This window comes from Paenibacillus sp. FSL H8-0317, assembly GCF_045040685.1.
Lineage (GTDB): Bacteria > Bacillota > Bacilli > Paenibacillales > Paenibacillaceae > Paenibacillus.
Window position 1 is genome coordinate 5,606,218 of record NZ_CP150294.1, and the last position, 23,197, is coordinate 5,629,414.

14 protein-coding genes are annotated in these 23,197 nt (G+C 46.9%); 2 read left to right on the top strand and 12 right to left on the bottom strand.

Annotation, left to right across the window (positions count from 1 at the left end):
• Positions 1-67 precede the first annotated feature (67 nt).
• The 9 genes from pulA to MHB43_RS25185 all read right to left on the bottom strand — a co-directional run bounded on the left by pulA (position 68) and on the right by MHB43_RS25185 (position 16,515).
• A complete protein-coding gene (gene pulA / locus MHB43_RS25145) occupies positions 68-2,116 on the bottom strand; it encodes a type I pullulanase (RefSeq protein WP_405130671.1) in 2,049 nt (682 codons plus the stop codon).
• A 170-nt stretch (positions 2,117-2,286) separates the two neighbouring features.
• On the bottom strand, positions 2,287-5,499 hold the full coding sequence (locus MHB43_RS25150) for a DUF5704 domain-containing protein (RefSeq protein WP_405130672.1): 3,213 nt from the start codon (positions 5,497-5,499) through the stop codon (positions 2,287-2,289).
• 477 nt (positions 5,500-5,976) lie between these two features.
• Positions 5,977-7,254 carry an S-layer homology domain-containing protein gene (locus tag MHB43_RS25155; protein ID WP_405130673.1) on the bottom strand — a complete coding sequence of 426 codons (1,278 nt, stop codon included), beginning with the start codon at positions 7,252-7,254 and terminating at the stop codon, positions 5,977-5,979.
• A 338-nt stretch (positions 7,255-7,592) separates the two neighbouring features.
• Complete coding sequence (locus MHB43_RS25160) at positions 7,593-9,104, bottom strand: extracellular solute-binding protein (RefSeq protein WP_339178722.1); 1,512 nt, start codon at positions 9,102-9,104, stop codon at positions 7,593-7,595.
• A 221-nt stretch (positions 9,105-9,325) separates the two neighbouring features.
• Complete coding sequence (locus MHB43_RS25165; protein ID WP_405130674.1) at positions 9,326-10,438, bottom strand: glycoside hydrolase family 105 protein; 1,113 nt, start codon at positions 10,436-10,438, stop codon at positions 9,326-9,328.
• Between the two features lie 24 nt (positions 10,439-10,462).
• Positions 10,463-11,962: an extracellular solute-binding protein gene (locus MHB43_RS25170; RefSeq protein WP_405130675.1), complete on the bottom strand. Its 1,500-nt coding sequence runs from the start codon at positions 11,960-11,962 to the stop codon at positions 10,463-10,465.
• Between the two features lie 62 nt (positions 11,963-12,024).
• Entirely contained in the window at positions 12,025-12,897 is an 873-nt protein-coding gene (locus MHB43_RS25175; protein WP_076212380.1) for a carbohydrate ABC transporter permease, read from the bottom strand.
• A 45-nt stretch (positions 12,898-12,942) separates the two neighbouring features.
• Positions 12,943-13,896 (bottom strand): sugar ABC transporter permease, encoded by a 954-nt coding sequence (locus MHB43_RS25180; RefSeq protein WP_145323915.1) that lies wholly within the window; start codon positions 13,894-13,896, stop codon positions 12,943-12,945.
• 282 nt (positions 13,897-14,178) lie between these two features.
• Positions 14,179-16,515: an AraC family transcriptional regulator gene (locus MHB43_RS25185; RefSeq protein ID WP_405130676.1), complete on the bottom strand. Its 2,337-nt coding sequence runs from the start codon at positions 16,513-16,515 to the stop codon at positions 14,179-14,181.
• 527 nt (positions 16,516-17,042) lie between these two features.
• Here MHB43_RS25185 and MHB43_RS25190 point away from each other — a divergent pair.
• Both MHB43_RS25190 and MHB43_RS25195 read left to right on the top strand, forming a co-directional pair.
• The gene (locus MHB43_RS25190; protein ID WP_405130677.1) at positions 17,043-19,046 is read left to right on the top strand and encodes an endonuclease MutS2; all 2,004 of its coding nucleotides are present in this window, start codon (positions 17,043-17,045) and stop codon (positions 19,044-19,046) included.
• Between the two features lie 138 nt (positions 19,047-19,184).
• Positions 19,185-19,436, top strand: a complete 252-nt coding sequence (locus tag MHB43_RS25195; protein ID WP_339178737.1) for a cysteine-rich CWC family protein — start codon at positions 19,185-19,187, stop codon at positions 19,434-19,436.
• Positions 19,437-19,501: 65 nt separating this feature from the next.
• Here MHB43_RS25195 and MHB43_RS25200 read toward each other — a convergent pair whose 3' ends face one another.
• Genes MHB43_RS25200 through MHB43_RS25210 form a run of 3 tightly spaced genes read right to left on the bottom strand, consistent with a single transcriptional unit; the run spans position 19,502 to position 23,177 of the window.
• Positions 19,502-20,647, bottom strand: a complete 1,146-nt coding sequence (locus tag MHB43_RS25200; RefSeq protein WP_339178739.1) for a mannitol-1-phosphate 5-dehydrogenase — start codon at positions 20,645-20,647, stop codon at positions 19,502-19,504.
• Positions 20,644-21,078, bottom strand: a complete 435-nt coding sequence (locus MHB43_RS25205) for a PTS sugar transporter subunit IIA (RefSeq protein ID WP_017686856.1) — start codon at positions 21,076-21,078, stop codon at positions 20,644-20,646. Before MHB43_RS25205 ends, MHB43_RS25200 begins: the two co-directional genes overlap by 4 nt.
• Positions 21,075-23,177, bottom strand: a complete 2,103-nt coding sequence (locus tag MHB43_RS25210; RefSeq protein ID WP_339178741.1) for a BglG family transcription antiterminator — start codon at positions 23,175-23,177, stop codon at positions 21,075-21,077. Before MHB43_RS25210 ends, MHB43_RS25205 begins: the two co-directional genes overlap by 4 nt.
• Between the last annotated feature and the right edge of the window lie 20 nt (positions 23,178-23,197).

The window sequence follows — 23,197 nt, forward strand, 5'->3', positions numbered from 1 at the left end:
GGGCCTTAGTAGCGATTTTACTAATGGTTTGTTGGTACCCTTCAATTCTTGGCAAGCATTGCGTTCATCAGGAATTGGAATACATTACCGTTAGGGAAATCGCATTCACATGTACCTGTCCGTCCTGTATGGTACGTATCGTATCAACGCCTGCTTGTCCTTTTTCTACAATCACATTCCATGTCCCTGTGGGAACAGCGATGTCACGGTTTTCTTTTGCCGCGTTATAGATAACAACAATGCGTTCCCATGAATCGCTGGCTGCTGTACCGTTCAGTTCATAGGCTAGCAGCCCATTTCCTTTTTCTATTAGACGAACATGCTTCTCGATCTCTTCCCGTGTACGAAGTCGAAATACTGGATGTTCTCGCCGAAGACGGATCAGCCCACGATAATAATCAAATACCGGCTTGAACAGCTTCTTCTGCTCCCAGTGTATGGCATTGACCATGTCTCCACTCTGGTGGCTGTTGGCGTCCCCATATTTACTTCGAAGCAGCTCATCTCCAGCCGCGATCAGGGGTACACCCTGGGAGGTTAGAACGATACCATTGGCAAGCAAACTACGCCTAACGGTCTCATTCTCCAGAATGTGTTCCGGATCAATCTGCAGGTAAGGCTTAGCCTTCTCTACAGCCTCTTCCACGCTCTCGCAACCACAAATACTTCCATCCTCGTTATAGCTGAGGAAATTCAGGGTATCGTGGAGTCCTTGTGTACGCGCGACTTTATCCCACAGATTGAGATTATCATGCACGGTTACATAGTTAATCGTCTCGGATGGACCATCCGTAAAATCCTCAATGGCTCCCCGGACGCCAGTCCACAATTCGTCTTCTTTCCCGTCCGCACCTGTCGCAAATCCCGTACCCACACCATCGCTGTCTCCCTTGATCACTCCGCGGTAATTATCGTTAAACACAGCAAAACCCGCCCCGCGCTGCGCTCCTTTTAGGGTCATATCATCTCCAAGCGGCGAATCCAGTGCACCCCATGGTTCACCATATAACAATATGGAAGGTGACACTTCGGTGTGCACCTCCGCTGCAAGCTGTTTCATCGTAGTTGTGTCGATCAGACCCATCAGGTCAAATCGAAAACCATCCACATGATACTCCTCTGCCCAGTAACGGACCGAGTCGATGATAAACTTGCGAACCATGGTGCGTTCAGTAGCCACCTCATTGCCCGTACCTGAACCATTGCTGTAGGTCCCATCGGCGTTTTGACGATAGTAGTACCCTGGTACAAGTTTTTCAAAAGAGCTGCCTGCTGTGTTAAAGGTATGATTATATACCACATCCATAATGACACCTATCCCCTTGTTATGAAGGGCAAGCACCATGGATTTGAACTCACGAATTCGTGTCTCCGGATCATCTGCACGTGATGTATAGGAACCTTCCGGGACATTGTAATGAAGCGGATCATATCCCCAGTTATAGTTGGAGCCATCAGACGTATCACCATCTACTCTGGATTCATCCACCGTCGCAAAATCAAATACAGGCAGCAGATGCACATGTGTAATCCCGAGTTCAACCAAATGATCGATCCCCAGTGTGTTGCCCTCCGAATCACGCAGACCCGTCTCGGTGAAAGCCATGTATTTGCCTTTATTCGTTATGCCAGATGATGGGTGAATGGAAAAATCACGTACATGCAGTTCGTACAAGATTGCATCTACAGGACTGGTCAATTGCGGGCGAATATCCTCACTCCATCCCTTCGGATGTGTTTGCTCCAGTCTCACAATTACACCCATTTCTCCATTCATGGTCACTGCTCGTGCGTAGGGATCTACAGCATGGGTCGAATGTCCATCTTCGAAAGTAGGCTTGTACATGTAACGGTAGCTGTTTAAATCACCCTCCAGTTCCAGAACCCAGATGCCTTGTTCTTTCTTTTGCATAGGTAACGCCTGCTGTTTCCGTTGATTGGGCTCTTCCTCCGGGCTCCCCCCTGTCAAAGGTGGGTACAGAAGTAGTTCCATCTGAACGGCTAACGGTGACCAGACTTTAAAGTGACAGGTTTGTGCTTCTAATGTGACACCTAAATCTCTTCCTTGGTATGTATCTTCTGAAATCAATAGTTCCTGCTTATCCTCTTCAATCATGTGTGTTCTTCCCCTCTCGTTGAGAAAATTGATGAACATGGATGATACGAGTGCTCCTTACCCTTTATACCCGTTCTGCTGCCCAACCATAATCCCAATTACACAAAAGAAGACAAACGTCATGTAGATTCACATGACGCCTGCCTTCTTTATGGGTAAAACGATTCTCTCTAATGCGGTACCTGGGATTGGAAATCATTCCGGCTGGATTGATCGGCGTGGTACAAAACCACGTCCCCATCTTGCATCGGCCAGCTTCTCCCCTGACCATCTACCGGGCTGTTATCAAAACCTTCCATATGCCATTGATTCATCAACGGTGCGTGAATATATTGCAGATGTGGCGCACTCGTATTGCCACTGCGCAATGTTTCGATATTGAAGTTAACCACAATGTAACCATCCCTCAGAAATACCATTGCCTTCTCATCCAACTGGTTTTGTTTGGCAAGTGGCTCTAAATCGGTTCCTTTGGGTACTGCATATACATCTGCTGGCAAGCTATATTCCCCATACCAGCGCTGAATCGCTGCATTCGCCCGATCTACATTAACACTGGAGGGAATATCTGCTTTTGGGCCAATGAGTGTACGGATCTGTGAAGGAAGAATCATCCAGTCATAACGACCTACCCACGTTTTATGATGAGAGGTCTGATCCACGAAACGAACCATATGTTCCGCCATTGTACCCTGATTGCGTTCCTCCTCCGACAGTTCATAGGTATACTGATAACGCGCTGTATCACCTAACTCCGTACCGGGGACATTTCGCAAACGTGAGTTCAGGACAACAAAGCGTTTTTCTAAATCTTGTGCCGATCCAATACGAATGAGTCGTTCCTGTCCTCGATGGTAGTATAAATCCACTCCTTGCCGGGTGGTGCCATCTTTACTCACAAAAGAGAACGTCGGCGTGATTCGGATACCGTCCTGTTTCCCAAACATATTACCCTTGGTTTTCAGATCAAACTTGAAATGGTAACCCGTCTTCACTGCAGCATTTCGGAAACCCTGTATCGGATGACTGCCGGGACGAATAGGCAGGACATAGGGAGCCAAATTACCTCGGGGATCTCCGTCTATACTGTTTCCTCCGGTCCAGTAGCTTACACCCGTTGGTTCGGGGCTGCCTATCCGCTTACGGAACACAATCTCCCAGTTGTAGTCTGAAATATCGGTGATGTGAAAATCATACAATCGTCCGATAACCTCTACAGCAACGGTATCTGCTGCGACATGATGAGTCAGATTCGTATTGGCATCCTGCTGTCCTGTGAAGTTTGCAGGTGCATTTTCGGCGATATTACGAAACTCGACCTGGTAATTCCCTTCATCTACCCATACAGGAAGATAAAAAGGAGTGTCCAACTGATTTACCGGAATATCCACCCATGTCATAGCCGGAATAAACTGACTTCTGGCACCGTTATAGACATCGAATGGGAAACGAACCTGTTTGATCCGGAAATATTTCGCATAATCATGGTTTCCATAACCTGGGTAACTTGCTACATCCAAATGTTGACCTGAGGTCGGTATCCGCACAATGAATGGACGCTCTAAAATAAGTGCAGCTCTGGTCGGATCAGGCGTAGTCTTCTGATTATGAGGCTGATCATCAGACACCCAGGCATAGTTCACAACTGGAGTATGTACTGTCACCGTGTTAATGCCCAGAATGGGGAACTTCTGATCCTGACCTCCGTTAACATTGCCAGGGAGCAGTCCATACGTAATCTCACCCGTGGTTGGCTGGTTAGCTTTGTTCATCAATGTGTTCTTGATTGTCAGACGGTTCTGGTACAGAACATCTTCTCCAATCACGCCAGGCTGCGGGATTGTCCCAGGTCTTGGAGTTGTTTTCTCCACCGGGGCAGGATCCATAATTGTCGCTCCATTAAAGTTTACCTTGTCGTTATTAACGGTGTTCTCTCTAACCTCCGCTTCAGCTTCAGATTGAAACAATGACGTTTCATCTGGCGTAGGCGGTTCAGCCGAACCACCCGGAACCCCTTTGATACCAAGATCAATTTCTCGACATGGCGCAGGTTTCACATGATTGGTAATCGCAGTATCCATAGCCGATTGCAAAGTCGGTGGTGTATATGCATTGGGCATCAGGGTCACGGTGTCACCATAACCGCCTAACGCATAGTTAGATACCTTGGCCTCATTTAACTTGTAAACCTCCAGGTTATCGATCTGCCAATAGCTATATGTCCGTGTTACTTGCATGGTTTTATCCCCGGGCACATCAAGTTCTTTTGGCTCAGGAGGTGTTCCTGGATCCCCCTCACCACTAGACGCTCTTCCCGGGATCGTCCAGGTTTTATGATACACCCTTTTCACTTTAACAGTGTAAGTCACCGTTCCTGTCATGTTAACCCAACGGTGCTGAAACAGATATTCCTTGGCCAAAACATTGGCATAAAGATCTTCCGAAGTTGGAATACCACGGGTAACATCAAACTTCTCAGATCCCCGATCGTCTGCCTTCAACACACCTCCAACAGACGGGTCCATAACTGATGCTTCAATAACCGTGCCTCTACTCGGTGGGCTGATGGTCACAGGGCAAGCGTTCACAGGGTCGCCCCCCGGATCACCATCATTACCACCTTCTCCATTATCTGTGCAGTCCTTCACCTCAAGCACCTGAGTCCCTTGTTCATTCAGTTGCTGAGCAGAATCAAGAAAATGAGCTTTTATGGTCGTGCTACCCACGATCCCTTTTGTCGTGATTTTGCCATCAGCACCGATCGTTGCCACAGCCGGATTCGAGCTCTGCCACGTCAATTTGGGATGAGCCGTCAGTTTATGAACAGAGCGATCCGGTTTGGTTAGAACGGCTTCTGCCTGTAGAGGTGTCGTATTGGCTTTACAAGCGTTCGGCAAATTCACAACGAGTCCTGGCTCAGACGTGACAGTTATGGTGGCAGTATCCGAGATTAGATATGTACCATTGTTCCAGATCGCACGCACAGTGACCGTGCCCGGACTTTCGGCCGTTAGCATCCCTGTTTTCAACTCTATACTCGCAATCGTCTCGTCAGAAGAAAACCATTTGATCTCTGCTTCCCTTCGCGATACGTCGATGCCCTCACCAAAGGCTCTCGCACCATAGCCCTTCGTCTTCACCTTGGCTTCCATCTGCTGAGTTTGACCTAGGGTAAGGGTTTTATTTGGAGTTACATCGATTTCTTTTTCTTCAACCAGATCGCCTTCCCAAATGATGTCCATTGGTGTATGGTAGGCTACCACTTGCTTGAGACAACCTTGATTTGTTCTACCACCATTCTCATAATCATCCCACTCAGTTACTTGGTGTGAACCTCCTGTTTTGGTAATGATTTTTACTATAGTACTACCTTCTCTTATCACCGTAGTACCAACCCCAGTATAGAATAACTGCTTATTGCTTGTTTGATAATCTACGCTCTTAATCCGAATGTTTTCTACCATTCGCTGTGTAATTCTTTGGGATTGGAACTCTGGCCAATGTTCAGCAGGCCACCTGGAAAAATCGACTTCGTTAGGTATTTCTTTCTCAACTGGGAATGGTCTAGAACACGAATTACTATTAAGGTTATCCGAGAAAGTTGGTCCGTTAGTGTGATCTGCCCTGAAGCTACCATTATCAAGCTGATACCAATAAACACCTGGATTTGCTACCCTTTCTAACGACTCTATTGTATTAGATATTTCTTGTTTCTTAGGCCCATACGGATCCGAGCCTGCAGCTTCTATAGGCGATGATAAATTCAAACATAGTATAATAAAAAGAAAAATTAAGATAACAATTAAGGATTTTTTCTCACCATGGACCCACAATAATACTTCACCACCATTTAATACTAATCACATATTTTGGATTTGTAGGACATTTTTACTTTTTTCATTAAAGATATATGCCCCCCTTTTTCCATCCAAAACGGATGTGATCCAAAATCTCTTCTTTACATCTTTCTTAATCAATTCACTCGAACTCTCAGGGATAGTAACCAAGCCATTCTTAGAGGTTTGTTCAAGATCCAATCGATTAAACTGTAAAAAACCACTATATAAGCCGCCATTAAAGGTGATTAAATTGGATTTCTCAATTTTTGATGTAAAAGATATATCTGCAAAAGCCATATAATTACCTTTGAAAAGATGTGTTTCTGTACCAATAAATAATGGTGCATAGATACCTTTTGCTTTACCTTGGGTAACATCCACTACGATATATCTATGGAGTGTAACTACACCAGATTTATTGGATAAATTAATTTCTTCTTTTGATATATCACTAACTTTGACTGAATTCTTAGTGTACCTATAATTACTAATTGTCGTTAAATTTGTCCCCGTCGTGCCGACCTCTCTCATCTCATTCAGGTCACTGTACTTCCCGGCATCCGTGCCCTCCACATCCATATAACGCAGCAAAATGGCCGATACTTCTGCACGAGTGGTGGAATCCGCTGGTTTCAATGTGCCATCCTGGAATCCACCGACAATGCCCGTCCCACGAACGAGAGCAAGATACGGAATCTGCTCGGCACGAATGGTGCCGCGGTTCACTTCCGGTGTGGGGAGAAGCGTATTTTTTGTATCGTTAAAAGCATCCTGGAAGCTGGCTCCGGACTTGATCAGTCCATTGGCAATCCATTTCATCATCTCGTAACGTGTCAGTTCCGCATTCGGATTGAACCCTTTGGCGTAATCGCCAGCGTTAATGAATCCTTGTCCAACAAGTTGGCTAACCGCCGCTTCAGACCAATGTCCCTTGAGATCAGCAAAGGGATTCTGCCCCTCTACCTTCTCCAGTTCAGTCGCACGGGCGAGTATTGTCGCATATTCCCCACGCGTGATTTTGCCATTAGGACGAAACGTTCCGTCCTGGTAACCAGAGATAAGATTTTTTTCATAAGCTTTGGCAATAGTCGCTTGAGCCCAGTGGCCCTTGATATCCTTGAACTTGCTAAGAGCAGTATCACTTATCCCCGATGCAGCATTCGCTGTTGAGGTCAGATGTACAGGTCCAACGTTCAATAGTGTTCCTGCCAATACAGCTGTCGTTAATAACCCGACGATCCACACGTTCCGTTTTTTCTTCTTCTCGTGTCCTTTGATCTGCTTCTTCAATCTACTCACGCTCCTATGTACCTTAGTATGGGGATGCTTTACTTGGTCAACCTAGTCACTCTCTCCATAACCAAAACCTAAATTTGCCATAATAATCAATATTCTACCATGTTGTACTAGGCTATTGGTATTATTTTTCGTCCATCCCCATTACTTCAAGGTGTGCACCCCTCCTTCCATAGACCCACTTCATTCGCCTAAAACACAAAAAAAGGCCATGAATCCGCAGATTCATAGCCTTATGCTTTAAGGGTGTGGTTTTTCTTATGATATTGGAAAAATGAACTCATTCATAGAATAAACCATATCATTCCATTTGATCAACCCTTTTTTTATTTCAGCCAGCTTTATTTCCCGTTTAATTCCTTATAGGATGCTTCGAGTTCCGTAATCAATTGATCACCACCGGCTTTTCTCCAGCTTGCGATTTCCTGCTCCCAACCTGCATCATCGATTTTGCCCATAATGTACTTGGTCTGCGCATCCCAGATCATCTGATCCAACTCCTGACCACGCTCGGTATAGATTGCCGAAGACAAGGTGAGTGCCGGATTGGCGATGGCGTACTGCTCATTCTCACGCGCCATCTTTGTACCTTTCATACCAATCGGAACATCAACCAGTTCAGGCACATTATAACCTTCAATACTTAACAGATTATCCCGATATGGCTTCACTTCACGCTGATAAGCGTCAAAATCTTTAAGTTCGGTTTTCCCATCCGCAGTCTTGCTGTAGTGCACATCGAGCAATCCACGGAGCTGCAACGTACTCAATTCCTCATCCATCAACTGGTCCAGGAACGTAAGAACCTGCTTCAATTGCTCCTCATCCGTAACGGATGCCTTCGGGATGACCAGCATTCCGTAGTTTCCTGGCTCCCCGGCGATACGAATACCATCGGTTCCCTGGAAAGGAGCCACGTCAATCTCCCCATCCGGAGCATTAGGTGTAAGTCGCTGCTGAGAGGACTTTCCGTTTTGGGCCACACCGTTAAGCTTCATGCCAACCAGGCCGGAATCCATTTTTTTGTCCGCATCGGAAGGGTCCAGGGCAGGGAAATCACTATTAATCAGTCCCTCGCTGAACAGTCGCTTGAAGAGTTTCATCGTATCCACATATTCAGTGGTCAGGAACTCCGGGGTCAATTTCCCGGCATCATCCACTCCCCATTTATTAACGCCACCGATACTTACAGCGATCCGCGTCAGAGGGGACGAGACACCTTCATTATATTTTTTGAACAGCAGCGCACCATACGTATCCTCTTTACCATTCCCGTCAGGGTCGTCCTTACGAATGGAGCGCATCACTTCATACCAATCATCCAGCGTTTTGGGTATATCCAGCTTTAATGTATCAAACCAGTCCTTGCGATATACGATCGCAGTCCGTCCAATATCCCGGAAGTTCGGAATACCGTAGACCTTGCCTTCAATTTTGATATTGTTAAAATAAGCTTCGGATTGCGCAGACAGGTTTTTATAATCCTTCAAGTAAGGCCCCAGTTCCCAGAACAGTCCCGTTTTGGCGGCATTAAATGTGGTCGGCACATAATTCACACGCATAATGGTCGGCATCTCGCCTGAAGCAACCATAACATTCACCTTATCATCAAAAGCAGACTGCGGAATCCACTGTACATTGACATCCGTATTTGTATATTCCTCAATCTTCTTTTCAATCCCGTTCTCCTTGGCCGGTATGTCTCCTACCTGCATTAAAGAGATGGAAATGGGAAGTTTACCTTCCCCTGCAGCAGGTGCTTTTTCTCCCCCGCAACCTGCAAGCAATCCAGCGGACATTGCACCAATTACAACGATTCCGCCTAAACGGGACATTGGACCTTTTGGACTCATGAACCATCTCTCCTTTTGGATAAGGTTATGTACACAGACCACTCCGATGACAGAACAACCTTCAGATCGCTGTTATCCCCAGATTTTTTTGATTCCCTTCTAAACAAGGGGAAAATCCGGGGATAAGCCTATGCTTCCGATGCAGCTTTCTTTCAGAAAGCTTTTAGGCGAACGCTTCGCTTCCTCAAGTTATTTCTGTCCTCTACGTTCTCATGTACATGTTAGTTGGACTTGTAAAGTTCAATCTCCACTCCTGCCAAAATGAACGGAGCAACCGATTTCGGATCATTGATTCGAATGGACTCGGTAACATAATACTCGTATGACCCATCACGATACGGGCTTCCTCCGAGGCCGGCTCCGCCGTTACACTGCGTCAGGGACAGTACGCCTTCACGATCCGTTTGCAGCAGATGCTGCAGCAGACCCTGATATCCTTTTTCCGCAACCGCTTTGAACTTGCCACTCAGATATCCTTTACGCACACCTTTGGCCAATGCATAGACAAACATTGAAGTACCGGAAGCTTCCAGATAGTTCCGCTCACGTCCCGGCTGATCTAACAGATGTGGCCATAGTCCGGTCTGCTGATCCTGCACATGCACTAGTGCGTTTGCTATCCGTTCGAAGATACCCACAATCTGCCCGCGCTGCGGATGATCTACTGGCAGGTAATCCAAGGTGTCCACAACCGCCATCACATACCAGCCCATTGCCCGGCTCCAGACATGTGGAGAACATCCGGTCTCTCCCGAACTCCAGCGCTGCTCTTTGCTCTCATCCCAGGCATGGTACAAGAGACCACTACGCGGATCACGTGTGCGTTGCTCCACCAGCAAGAGCTGCAGAGCCGCTTTGTCAAACCACTTCTCTTCACCCGTCACTGCGCCATACTGGGTCAGATACGGAGTAGCCATGTACAATCCATCCAGCCACATCTGGAAAGGGTAAATCTTTTTGTGCCAAAACCCGCCTTCACTCGTATGTGGCTGTCCCTTAAGCTGAGTCATAAGCAACTCCGCAGCTTTGCGATACTTCTCTTCTCCCGTTTTCTCATGCAGCAGGAACAGTGATTTTCCCTGATTGATCTGATCCAGATTATATTCCTCGATCGCATAGGAGCGAATGGAGCCATCTTCCTGAACGAAATGATCCATCAGCTCACGGATGTAGTCAAAATACTTTTGCTCCCCCGTGTGTGTATAAAGCTCCTCCAGTGCTTTCAAAAAGCAGCCGTTCTCGTAATGCCAAGTGGCGTACAGCTCATGGTTGCGATAACTCTCCATGAATTGCTGTGCCATGCGCACCGATGTGAATTGCAGTGTTTCCTTCATGATCAAGCCTCCGCTTCCGGCTCTTTATTGAGCCTGTTTTTTGTAATCTTCGGCATATTCCTCACGAATCTTGTTTCCACCAGCATTGCCCCAATTCTCGATTTCCTTTTCCCAGCCACTTTGATCGATCTTGCCCATAATGTATTTGGTTTGTGCATCGGCAATCACCTGATCCAGATCCGCCCCACGGTCACCATACGTTGGAGAATATAACGTCAGCGCAGGGTTTGGCACAGCGTGCTCCGCCAGTTCCTTGGCAAGTGTCGTACCTTTTTCCCCCAGTTCGGTATCCTTCAATTTCGGTACGTTATATCCTTCCACATAAGGAAGGTTGTCACGGTAAGGTTTCACTTCACGCTGGAATGCATCGAAGTCACTCATCTCCACTTGATTTTCGCCCACTTTGGTGTGATGTTTGTCTTCCATACCACGCATCAACAGGGTAGCCATCTCAGGGTCCATCAATTTATCGAGGAAGGAGAGCAAATCCTTGAGTTCTTCTTCCGATTTCACCGTTGATTTAGGGAATGCCAGAATTCCGGAGTTACCCGTCTGTCCTGCAACACGATCTCCGTTCGGTCCAAGCAAACCAGCGATGTCTACCACACCATCCGGATTGTTTTTGGACAGACGCTCTTGCTGACTTTTTCCGTTCTGAGCAACACCAACACGAATACCGACAACACCGGAATCATACTTTTTCTCCGCTTCTGTAGAGTCGAATACGGCAAAGTCCTGGTTCAGCAGTTTCTCATCGTACAAACGTTTCAGCAGATCCAACACCTGCATATATTCCGGTGTCATGAATTCCGGCGTGAAGCTGCCATCATCCTCGACTTTCCATTTGTTAGGTGCACCAAAGCTTACGCCAAGGCGAGTCGTGAAGGAATATTGGTCCTCATTGTATTTTTTGAAAAGCATCAGTCCAAATGTATTATCCTGACCATCTCCATCCGGATCGGAGGTAGCCAGTGTTTTAATCGTTTCATACCATTCATCCGGTGTCGTTGGCACCTTCAGATTCAGCTTCTCGAACCAGTCCTTGCGATAGATCACTGTAGCCCGCGCAATATCCGAGAATACGGGAACACCATAGATTTTGCCCTCTACCTTGATGTTGTCAAAGAAACGCTCGTTCTGTGCCGACAGATTTTTGTAATCTTTCAGCAAAGGCCCCACTTCCCAGAACACGTCATTACGCATTGCACTGGTCACCGTTGGATTATATTGCACCTTCACAATTTTCGGCATATCACTTGAAGCGATCATTACGTTAATTTTGTCATTGTAGGCCGAAGCCGGAATCCACTGGATATCCAGTTTGGTATTGGTATACGCTTCAATCTTTTGCTGAACTTCATTGCCTTTGCTTGGCACATCACCTACCTGTGCAATGGCTATGGACACATTTTGTACGCCGCCCTCGGCAGCCTGACCCTCGTCTGATCCGCATCCTGCCAGCAAACCTGTCACCAGTGCTAGTGTGCTCAAGACAGCTACGGCTTTCTTTTTTGTTGCTTTCATAACATGAAAACCTCCCTTTTTTTATGCAGTCATAGTGAACTGACTTTGAACCATCTGACGACTCAACCTTTCACCGAACCCAGCATCACTCCTTTGGCAAAGTGCTTTTGCAGGAATGGGTATACCAGCATAATCGGAATCGTGGAGAATACGATAACTGCCATGCGAATGGTAAGCGGCTGGATCTCGGTCTCTTCGATACTTGTATCGCCGATTCGGCTCTGTGCCAGAATGACAATCTCACGTAGCCAGACTTGGACAGGCCACTTCTCACTATCGTTGATATAGATAACAGCGCTGAAGAAACTGTTCCAGTGGGCCACCGCGTAAAAGAGTGAAAATGTCGCCATGGCTGGCATGGACAACGGCAGGACAATCCGGAACAATACGCTGACATCGTTACATCCATCAATTTTGGCTGCATCCTCCAGTTCATCGGGAATGGCTTGGAAGAAGTTTTTCAGTACAATCAAGTTAAATGCACTAATAGCGGTCGGTAGCATCAGCGACCACAACGTATCCGTCAGGTGCAAGGATTTTACGACAAAGTATGTTGGAATCATCCCGCCACTGAAGAGCATCGTGAACAATACACCGAGCAAAATGGGCTGACGTCCACGCAAATATCTTCTGGAGAGCGGATAAGCCATAAGTGACGTAAACAGCAGGTTAATGAAGGTACCAATCACCGTAATATAGATCGATACGCCCAGACTGCGAATCAAGGTATCTGTAGAGAAAATGTAACGGTACGCAGCCAGAGAGAACTCTTTGGGAAAAAGAATAAATCCTCCCTTAGCCACTTCATGCGGACTGGTAAACGAGACGGCCAAAATATAAATGAACGGGATGACCGTCACGATTCCAATCAACAGCAGCAAGCCATGATTGAGAATATCAAAGATCCGGTTGCCCCACGTTTTATCCTGTTGCATCTTAATGTTCACTCCTGTCTGGTGAAGAACGTCTGCACCCAAAGGTTAGTAGACGCCTTCCTCCCCGAATTTTTTGGCCATCGTATTGGCACCAAGGACAAGCGCCAGCCCGACAACCGATTTGAACAACCCGACAGCAGCACTATAACTGTACTGTGCCTGTGTAAGACCCTTCGTGTACACGTAGGTATCAAATACCTCGCCCACATCCCGGTTCGTCGGAGTCAGCATCAGGAAGATCTGTTCAAAACCTGTATCCAGGAAATTGCCCAGACGCAGAATGAGCAAAATGACGATTGTACTGCGAATGGCCGGCAGCGTAATGTGCCATGTTTGGCGCCAGCGATTGGCACCATCAATCCGTGCAGCTTCATAGAGCTGTGTATCCACACCGGAAAGCGCAGCCAGGAAGATAATTGTGCCCCAACCGACTTCTTTCCAGATGGATTGTCCGACAATCATCGTTCGGAACCAACCAGGTTCAAGCAGGAATGCCACTTTTTGTCCTGTCAGGTTATAGAGCAATTCATTAATCGCACCACCCTCGGTTGTGAACAACATGTAGAACACACCAACAACAACAACCCAGGAAACAAAGTGTGGAACATAAACAAGAGTTTGTACAAATCGTTTGAAACGTTCACGGCGAACTTCATTCATCATGAGTGCCAGTACAATCGGCAGTGGGAAAAAGAACACAATGTTATAAATGGCTAGTAAAAACGTATTCCGAAATAATGTCCAGAACTGCGGTTCTCCGAAGAAACGCTGGAAATGTTTGAAGCCTACCCATTCACTCCCCAAGATACCCTTGTAAGGGGTGTAATCCTGAAAAGCCATCGTGATGCCATACATGGGTATGTATTTGAAAATAACAAAGTAAAGCACACCCGGTATTAACATGATATACAGCCACCGGTTTTTGATAATGTCCCTCCACAGCAGGTTTTTGTCACTGCGGGTAGCGGGCCGTGTTCGAGCCGCCGTTTCGGCTTTCATATTGTCTTCCTCCCCACATTGGAAACGATTACAAAATATCACTTCCTGAATTCATGTCTTCATTGTGGAGGATAAACGAATGACTGGCTATCCTCTCGTTTTAGCCTTTTATTTTTCCTTATGTAGCAAGGGTTTAGCTCATTCCCCTCACAGAATCTAAAGGCATAATGAACTGCTTTCAACCTCCATATTCCTGTCTTAACTTCATGGAGGAAAGTGGTCTTTTTCCTTCAGCCGAACATAAAAAAGCCTGCCCGCCATGGCGGGCAGAGCAGGTTTGTTTTACCGCTGCTGCTCCCGGTACTTGCCGGGGGTTGTTCCTGTGATTTTGCGAAATGTACGGATAAAAGCGGTTGGGTTGGTATAGTTTAATTTCTCGGCAATCTCCGATATTTTAAGATTTGTTGTTTGCAGCCATGTCTTTGCTTTTTCCATACGATACTCTGCGAGATATTCCGTAAAATTGACTCCAGCTTCCTTCTTGAATACCCGACTAAGGTAGACAGGGTGAAAATTAAGCTCAGCGGCACAGGCTTCCAGCGACAATTCACGATCATAACGTTCCTCGATCAAACGAATCATACGTCTCGCAATATTCATGTATTGGGATTCTTCCTGCTCTCGCCAGAAACGAATGACGGGCAGGAACAGCCGCTTGCGGAACCAATTGGTCATTTCGTCCAATGTGGACAACTTCAGCAAATGTGACATGGATGCTTTTTCACCCAGTACTTCGGCTACATCCCCACCTTGCTCCTGCACAAGCTGATATACACGAGACAATAACTGAACCATAATGACGGGGTATTCACTGAAATGAAGCTTTTTGTCTGCAAGTAATCCCAAATATTGCTTAAAATAGGCGTCAGTCTTTTCTTCATCTCCTTGCTTGAGCGCAGAAGCGAGCTGATCCTCAATCATGCGTAGTTGGGTATACAATGCGGCCTCCATCTGACCACGTGGCTGAATATCCTCGTAATGCAAAATAATACGGCTGCCCAGACTTACCCGGCCTTGCAGAGCCTCGCGGCTCTCCTGAACCGCTCTTGGCGTATCTCCGATACAAGTGTAAGAACGACTGATGCCGATACTTACGGGCAGATTCAGATAAGTCACGACACGTTCACGAATCCAGTCTGCCTGAGTATGCATCCATTCCTTCAGCTTCACCTCATCCGTGAGTTCGGAGGCAAGAACGGTGACCTGAGCATCATCCAGCATGACCGGGGTGAACCGAACTGCCGAAGGGAGTAGCTCACCTACCATATTGTTGACAGCAAACAGCAGCAGATCGCGATCCTGTTCCTCATATCGGGTCCCTTCCAAGGTATCGATCTGGAGCATGAGTACGCCAAGACTTGCCCACCCTGTCGGGAAGTCGTACAATTCTCCCTGATATCTGAAATCTTCTTCCGAGATTTTGCCTGTCAGCAATTTGGTCATAAAAAACTCCTGGAGGTGCACATGCTGCCCCTTCATCTGCTCACGCATCGTTTTCTCCGAGCTGAACAAGGTTGACAATTGCTCCTCAATATAGATAAATTCATCCTGTCGGCGTCCTGACGGAGCAACTGGGGAATCCAACCCCTTCGTAAATTGCAGCAGTCTGGAGATCGGTGAGTACATCCGCCGACTGCCGTATATGGCGAACAATCCCGTTACACATAACATGACAAGTGTAGCGATACCGGTAACCAATGCAATTTTCTGCGACTGGGCCGTAATCTGTCCAAGAGATACAACGGACACGTATAACCAGCCATTGAGCGGAGATTGCCTGTAACTAACCGCCACTTGATTACCTTCCACCTCCGCACTGAAGAAACCCTCTGGCTGGCCCGTCGTTTGCACCATTTCCTGAATTTCCTTATTCAGCGCGTCATATTTCCCGCCTTGCTGCATGTCGTTCAGAAAATACTTCTGCTCCCGATCCAGAACGTACATATCTCCAGAATTCGTATTTCGGCTCAAGTAGGTGCTCAGTTCCGTATCGGCGATATCAATCACAAGAAATCCCTTTGGTTTCACATTGGTTGGTATCATCGGGATTTTGAATACCATACTGACCACATTATCCGATGATATAAGGGCAGGTGCCTGTTCGGGTGTTAGTTCACCCATACCTGCTGACACAGGTACACTTTCTTTGGCTGAACTGGCATTCTGAGTGACCCAGAACAGGCTGTTGGTATAACTTAGGTAGGAGCCAATTCGGTCTCGAATGCTGAAATCATCCAATTTGCCAAAAGAACGCATCGACACGACCCAATCTTCATCCAGATTAACCAGATAGGCTTGGTCAATGTTCGTAACCGCTTGCAAGTTGTTAAAACCGGATGTCAGATCACGAATCTCCTGAAACTCGCTGCTGTCTAGTGGTTTCTTCATCGCCTGTAGTACCAAGGGCGAATTAACATACTGGATGGATGATAATTGCAGGCTGCGCAGAACTTGTTCTACCCTCATTTGGGTCTGATGCAATATCTGAAGATTGCTCTCACGCACTTTCTGTTCAATGTCACGTGATGCAATCGTATACGAGACCGAACCAATAACAATGACCGGAAGGGCTCCGAGGATCAGGGTAAAACAGAGCAAACGCAGTAAATACTTAGGCAAGAAGAGCATCCTCCTTTATACGTATGTTTATTAAAATAAATCGCTTTCATTGGATTAATTTACTATTGTTATTTTAAAACCCATTCTTATTCAAGTCCACTCATTTATTCTAAAGGTTGACTTCAAACCAATTTCCAGTTTATATTGGTTGCATATTCCTCAATCAAAGGAGAGATTTTTAATGTCGGTGAATGTTCTTAACTAACCAAGTTTCATATTCAGGAGTTTGGCCTTTCATTGCGCTTGTGCCCATATGGCATACGTGTATTTCATGATGCGCCAGATCCCTGCACTTAGTTAAGAACAGCGGATATCATAAATCGCCTCCGGGATTGTAATTGTCCGGGTCTATTTCCGCGCTGTGTTCAGCGCGGATTTTTTAATATAGACCTGTAGTGGACTTTGCTTTCCCATACGTTTAGGGCGGAGAATGACGTTTGTTCATTCTCCGCCCTTTTTGCGTTTTCCAGGAATATGTTTCAGCGCGTCAACTGAAATCCCAATTCAAATTCAAGGAGAGATTACGCATGAATGAGAACACATTAAACAGTTTGGGCTATCCACAAATTCAAAAAAACGTTGCAGACTGCGCCCTATCTTATCTGGGCAAACGTTATGCCAGAGAACTAAAACCGATGGCAGATGCTCACCTGATTCAGATTCGCCTGGAAGAAACAGCAGAAGCAGCTGCGTTGATTCGCTTTGGGGCCAGTATCCCCCTCCCTTCACTCGACGGAATGGAAACCATTATGGATCTGCTTGGCACGGGTTATCTATTCAGTGAACGCGACTTCAGTCATCTAGCTCAGTTCCTGCGGAGCTGTGCACAACTTATGAAATACATGGAGGGCAAATCCGGGGCCGCTCCCACCGTCAGTCGTTATGCAGCATCCATGATTCTGATCGAACCTTTGCTGAGTGAGATTGAGCGTTGCATCCATAGTGGACGCATTCAGGATCAGGCGAGTAAGGAACTGATTCGAATTCGTAAAAAAATAACGGTTAATGCGGAACGCATGAAACGAAAGCTTGATTCTCTGGTGAGTAAACATCGCTCCATTATGCAGGAACATGTCATCAGCCAACGGGGAGGAAGAACGGTTCTGCCCATTAAGAAAGAGTTCCGTAAACAGGTGAAAGGCAGTGTGCTGGATGAATCCGGGAGCGGGCAAACCGTATATATTGAACCTGTTGAGTTAGTAACTCTGCAGATGGAATTGGTCGCTCTGCAAGCGGAGGAGTCCCGAGAGGAGATGAGGATTCTCGGTGATTTAACCTCCCTGGCCGAATCATATAACCGTGAAATCGCCCTGAACACCGAAACGGTAGGTGTATTGGACTTCCTGTTTGCCAAAGCCAAATATGCGGCCACCATGGATGGACGTACCGTTCGAGTCAATACTCAGGGCCACATCAGCCTTCAACGTGCACGTCATCCGTTCATGGGTTCTTCCATGGTTCCCCTTGATTTTGCCATTGGCAAAACGTACTCGTCGCTCATTATTACTGGCCCCAATACCGGGGGTAAAACGGTCGCACTCAAAACACTTGGTTTGTTAACCTTGATGATGCAATCAGGTTTGCTTATTCCGGTCGAGGAAGGTGGCAAGATGGCTGTTTATAACGAGGTAGCAGTTGATATTGGTGACGGGCAGAGTTTGGAACAAGCGCTCAGTACATTTTCCGCACATATTCGCAATATGATTGGCATACTGGAACAGGCTGATACATCAACTCTTGTGCTCATTGATGAGATGGCTTCCGGCACAGATCCCGGTGAAGGTGTTGGACTGTCCATCGCCATGCTGGAGGAACTTCATAGCCGCGGAGCAACCGTTGTGGCGACAACACATTTTGGTGAAATCAAACATTTTGCTGCTGCCACCCCAGGATTTGAAAATGCCCGCATGGAATTTGACACCGTTTCTCTCCAGCCACTGTATCGATTGCGTATCGGAGAAGCTGGTGAGAGTTATGCTTACTCCATCGCATTAAAGCTGGGCATGCCACAGCGAATTATCGAGCGATCCAAGTCCCTGTCCGATCAAAGTATTTCGAAAGAACGTACATTAGGGTTCACGTCACCTCCTTCGGAAACTCCGGTCCTGACGCCTGATCGTTCTGTACCAGAATCAGACGGCCCAGCAGAGTTATCCAGGAGAAACCAGTCGAAACAGTCAAAGGATCCAGTCGGTCACCACAAAAAGACAACAACCAGAGAGTCGGATTCTCCTGCTCCTTCCAAAACTTTTCGCAAAGGAGATCGGGTGTACGCGGCCTATCTTAATCAGTCGGGCATCGTCTGTGATATGGAGGATAGCCGTGGAAATATCGGGGTCATGCTGCGGGGACGCAAAGTCAAAATCCATAAGAAACGCCTGACCCTGCATATATCTGCCGATGAGCTTTATCCAGGTGATGATTATGACTTGGACATTGTGCTAGAAACAAAGGAAAATCGAAAGAAACGTAAGTTGATGGGACGCAAACATGTGGAAGGCCTCCAAATCGAATTACCGCCTGAAGAATAGCCGATGGGAGAAACAGATGTAGTGAACTGGAAGTCATATATACACAGTGAAATCCATAATCACAAGCACATTTCTGTTATACTGGGACCAGTATGTTTACTTCAGCTCGTAGCTATTCCACAGGGAGGGAAGAACTCTATGTCTGCAGAACAAGACGATCAAGAGCACATCCATATCGATGTTCTTGTCTGCCCATTATGCGGGGAAGCTAATCGCTGTTCCTATGCCGCAGGACATCCTCATTCGGAATGCTGGTGTAACCGGGCTACTTTCCCCGAGGGTGTGTTTGACCGCATTCCGCCAGAGCAGCGCCGAAAATCGTGCATATGTCAACGCTGTTTGGATGACTATGCCGATAAACTCCAACCAAAAGAAGAGCCACACAGTTAACAACAACTGTATGGCTCCTCTTCTATTATGCATTATCTAGACTGTTAGCCTCGCTACCACTGCTCTTACATTTGGTTATACTGGGCAACAGCCTGTTGAAGCACCGGATGATGCTCATCTATGGACGTATAATGATGCAGTGCAGCCGAAACCCCCTTCTGGCGGATCATGTCCTGCAGTTCAACCGCTTCCGGATCATCGGAGACATCGAACTTGCAGGCTGCTGCCATGCCCAAAGCCAGATAGGTCGTTTCGCTTCCATCCGCATATGCCTGGAGGGCCGGGCGAACCAGACGATCATTCGGAGACAACTTGCGCAGCGGGGAACGACCAACACGAGTAACCTCATCGGTGAGATACGGGTTGACAAACCGTCCCAATATTTTGACAATATACTGCTCATGTTCTTCCGGGTTGAATGCAAAACGCTTCACTAGAACTTTTCCAGTTTCCTGCAAAGCACCGTAGACAATCGATTTCACCTTCTCGTCGGCAATAGCCTTCTGAATCGTGTCATACCCGTGCACATTACCGATATATGCTGCAACGCAGTGTCCTGTATTAACAGTGAACAGTTTCCGTTCGATATACGGCTCCAGATCATCGACATATACAATGCCCTCAACCGGTTTGAATGCAGGAGCCATCTGGGAACGATCAACTACCCACTCGTAAAAAGGCTCAACCTGTACATGCAACGGATCTTCATGATGCTGAATAGGCACTATCCGGTCTACGGCTGAATCTGGAAAATAAACATACTGATCTGCAAGGGAACGTACTTTTTCATCAAGCAGAGCATATACATGCTCTTTTAATTGCGTACTGGCTCCAATGGCGTTCTCGCAAGCAATAATGTGAAGTGGGTTTTGAACCGGACCGGAATTCAATCTTTTCTCCAGTCCCTTCGCTATACCTGGTGCAATATGTTTCAGCACGCCTACGCCCACTGCGGTTGTAATCAGATCAGTTTCCACCACGGTTTGGGCAACCGTTTCTAGCTGAGTCCCATCGATTGCGTTTACACCTGTAACGGTCTCCTGATCCTTGCTCTCGTTAGCCAGTTCCACTGTATACTGCCCCCGTTGCTGGAGAGCTGCTACCAAGTCCTGATTCACGTCGGAGAAAATCACCTCATACCCTGCACGGGAGAGAATCAATCCAATGAACCCACGTCCAATGTTACCTGCGCCAAAGTGTAGAGCCTTCATAGTTCCATTTCACTTTCCAGAATAGCGATAACTTCTTCGGCTGTTTTCGCCAGACGCAGGGCCTCCATATTCTCATCCTCAGCACAGATCACCGCAATGCTAGTCAAGATCTCCATATGTTCCCCGCCTTGAGCCGCGATACCAATGACCATATAAGCCTTTTCTTCGCCAAAATCAACACCTTGTGGATACTGAATGACAGAGATACCTGTGGATAAAATGAAAGCTTTGGATTCCTTTGTACCGTGTGGGATCGCAAGGCCGTTCCCTACATAGGTTGAGACAATCTCTTCACGTTCAATCATCTTCTCAATGTAATCAGCGGTAATATGTCCCGCATCCTTCAGAATCTGTCCTGCCATGCGAATCGCTTCGTATTTATCCTGAGCCGTCGCATTCATGATGACTTTATCTGTTGTTAACATACTCATAATGGTTGACCTCCAATTTCGGTTTTACTGCGATAAAATCCAACGAGTTCCTGGGACAGGTAATGAATGAGTTCATCCCTGATTCCCTTTTCCAGCAATGTAATCATTTCTTCCTGTAATAACAGGGCGCTGATCTCACTGAGAACCTCCAGGCTTTCCTTGGATAATTCTCTGGGACCGAGCATCAAGAGGACATGGGTAACTCCTGCCGGATCATCCGGCGTACGAAGGAGTGGCTCAGTGAGCTGAAACAAGCTAATGGACGGCCTGTAGATCCCCTCACTGCGTGTATGAAACAGCGCAAGTCTTGTGCCGGGAATCTTCTGACTCCCCACTGCCTCACGTGCCTCCAACCGTTTTGCGACCTCCTCCGGTTCCCTCAACACACCAGATCCATGGAGTACGTTGCACATCGCATACACCGTTTTATAGAATCCGATATCTTGGTTATCCAGCGGATACACCTGAAACTTTCCAATAATTCGGACGATCTCAACTAAAATAGCTTCCATTCCGTCAGGGTCAGAATAACGACTTGTCGTCTGAACCTCTATTTCACAAGGGTTATTATGCTGTTGTTGTAATGTTGTTGTTCGGATAAAATGACGCAGACGCTCGCTCTCTTCCGCCGTAAGTAGTGGACTCACTTTGTAATACTGATGCTCATCCATCGGCAGATCGACAGTGGATAAGACCAGATCATATTGATCTGTAGGCATCCGGGCAGCTTCATACCAGGACACGCTGTCCATGATCCGAATTTCGGGAATCTCCTTGGATAATCGGCTGGAAAGCATGCGTGATGATCCGATTCCGCTTGTACACACGATGATGGCCCTGATCTCCCGTTTCAATGCACGTAACCTCTCGATGGAAGCGCCAAAGTGCATGACTAAGAAACCAATTTCCTCATCCGGAACGTCAGTACCTGGCCAAGCTTGATGCACGGATTGTTTGACTTCTTCGAAGAGTGAATCATAATCCTTGCGAATCTGCTGCAGTAGCGGATTACGAATCATCTGTTGCCCTTCAATTCGCTCCATTACAGGTTGCATATGACCAAGCAGACCTTCACGAAGCAACCGATCCTCATGAAAGGCATAATGTGTTCTCGCCTGCATCTGATCAATCAGTGAATGTACCCTGTCCAGTAATATCAAGTCGTCTATTGGCAACAGCCGTGAAGAGTGAATCCGCTGCTCTGTCTCAATTAATAGTCTGTGAAAATAAGCTTGCTCATCTTGGGAGAATGTCAGTCCCAGTTGGGTGGATAACACACCACACAAGCGGGAAGCCATATAAGGTGGAACCTTCATCTCATCTTGCTCTGCAACTTTATCTCCCGTGTTCTCTTGTGGAGACATACGGCCAATGCCAAAGCCTTTACGAATACGTACAACCGCTACGGATAATTGAATCAGCAGCTTCATGTATTGGCGTTCCGGGATGTTCTCCAGCCATTCGATGTCTGGTTGCCATAACGCATTTTCGACCGTAAGCACATCACCGTGTCCAATCATATCCAACAGTTTTTGGTTTACGACGGAGCCCCCTTGTTCTGGCTGTCTTCCGAACAGGTCGGACTCATCCAAAAATTCGAGAGCAAGTGCAGCTATGGCTGTGCGATGAATCGTCTCACTTCCGTTAATCTTGACGCCATATCCACGTCTGCGAACCAGCTTTAGTCCCGCCTGACGGATCCGTGACTCCAGATCGTCCAGATCCGTGGTTACGGTGGATACGGTCACTTTCAGATCCGAAGCCAAGGCGAGTAACTTTACAGGCTCCGGTTCATCCAGCAAGATGCAAAGCATGAAGAGCTTACGCTCTTCTGGCGTAAACTCTACATATTCTTTACCCTCTAGTTGCTTGCGCAATACAGCCAGATCATCGGAACTGGCATCGATTCGGATACCGGTTCCTGATTTTTTTTCCAGCCTCATGCCCAAAGGTTCAAGCCATTGTTCAATCATTTGCAGCTCCCGGTGAACCGTTCGGGTACTGACCTTTACTTCAACGGCGATTTCGCCGGCAGTGACTTCATGTGGATGCTCCAGCAGAAACTCCACGATTTCACGTTGTCTTTTGGTAATACTCATATCTCAGCCTCCGGCTCAGG

Bases quoted from the DNA above. Each gene is read 5' to 3' on its own strand.
- pulA (WP_405130671.1), bottom strand. From the start codon at position 2,116: ATGATTGAAGAGGATAAGCAGGAACTATTGATTTCAGAAGATACATAC.
- MHB43_RS25160 (WP_339178722.1), bottom strand. From the start codon at position 9,104: ATGAGTCCAAAAGGTCCAATGTCCCGTTTAGGCGGAATCGTTGTAATT.
- MHB43_RS25165 (WP_405130674.1), bottom strand. From the start codon at position 10,438: ATGAAGGAAACACTGCAATTCACATCGGTGCGCATGGCACAGCAATTC.
- MHB43_RS25170 (WP_405130675.1), bottom strand. From the start codon at position 11,962: ATGAAAGCAACAAAAAAGAAAGCCGTAGCTGTCTTGAGCACACTAGCA.
- MHB43_RS25175 (WP_076212380.1), bottom strand. From the start codon at position 12,897: ATGCAACAGGATAAAACGTGGGGCAACCGGATCTTTGATATTCTCAAT.
- MHB43_RS25180 (WP_145323915.1), bottom strand. From the start codon at position 13,896: ATGAAAGCCGAAACGGCGGCTCGAACACGGCCCGCTACCCGCAGTGAC.
- MHB43_RS25190 (WP_405130677.1), top strand. From the start codon at position 17,043: ATGAATGAGAACACATTAAACAGTTTGGGCTATCCACAAATTCAAAAA.
- MHB43_RS25195 (WP_339178737.1), top strand. From the start codon at position 19,185: ATGTCTGCAGAACAAGACGATCAAGAGCACATCCATATCGATGTTCTT.
- MHB43_RS25200 (WP_339178739.1), bottom strand. From the start codon at position 20,647: ATGAAGGCTCTACACTTTGGCGCAGGTAACATTGGACGTGGGTTCATT.
- MHB43_RS25205 (WP_017686856.1), bottom strand. From the start codon at position 21,078: ATGAGTATGTTAACAACAGATAAAGTCATCATGAATGCGACGGCTCAG.
- MHB43_RS25210 (WP_339178741.1), bottom strand. From the start codon at position 23,177: ATGAGTATTACCAAAAGACAACGTGAAATCGTGGAGTTTCTGCTGGAG.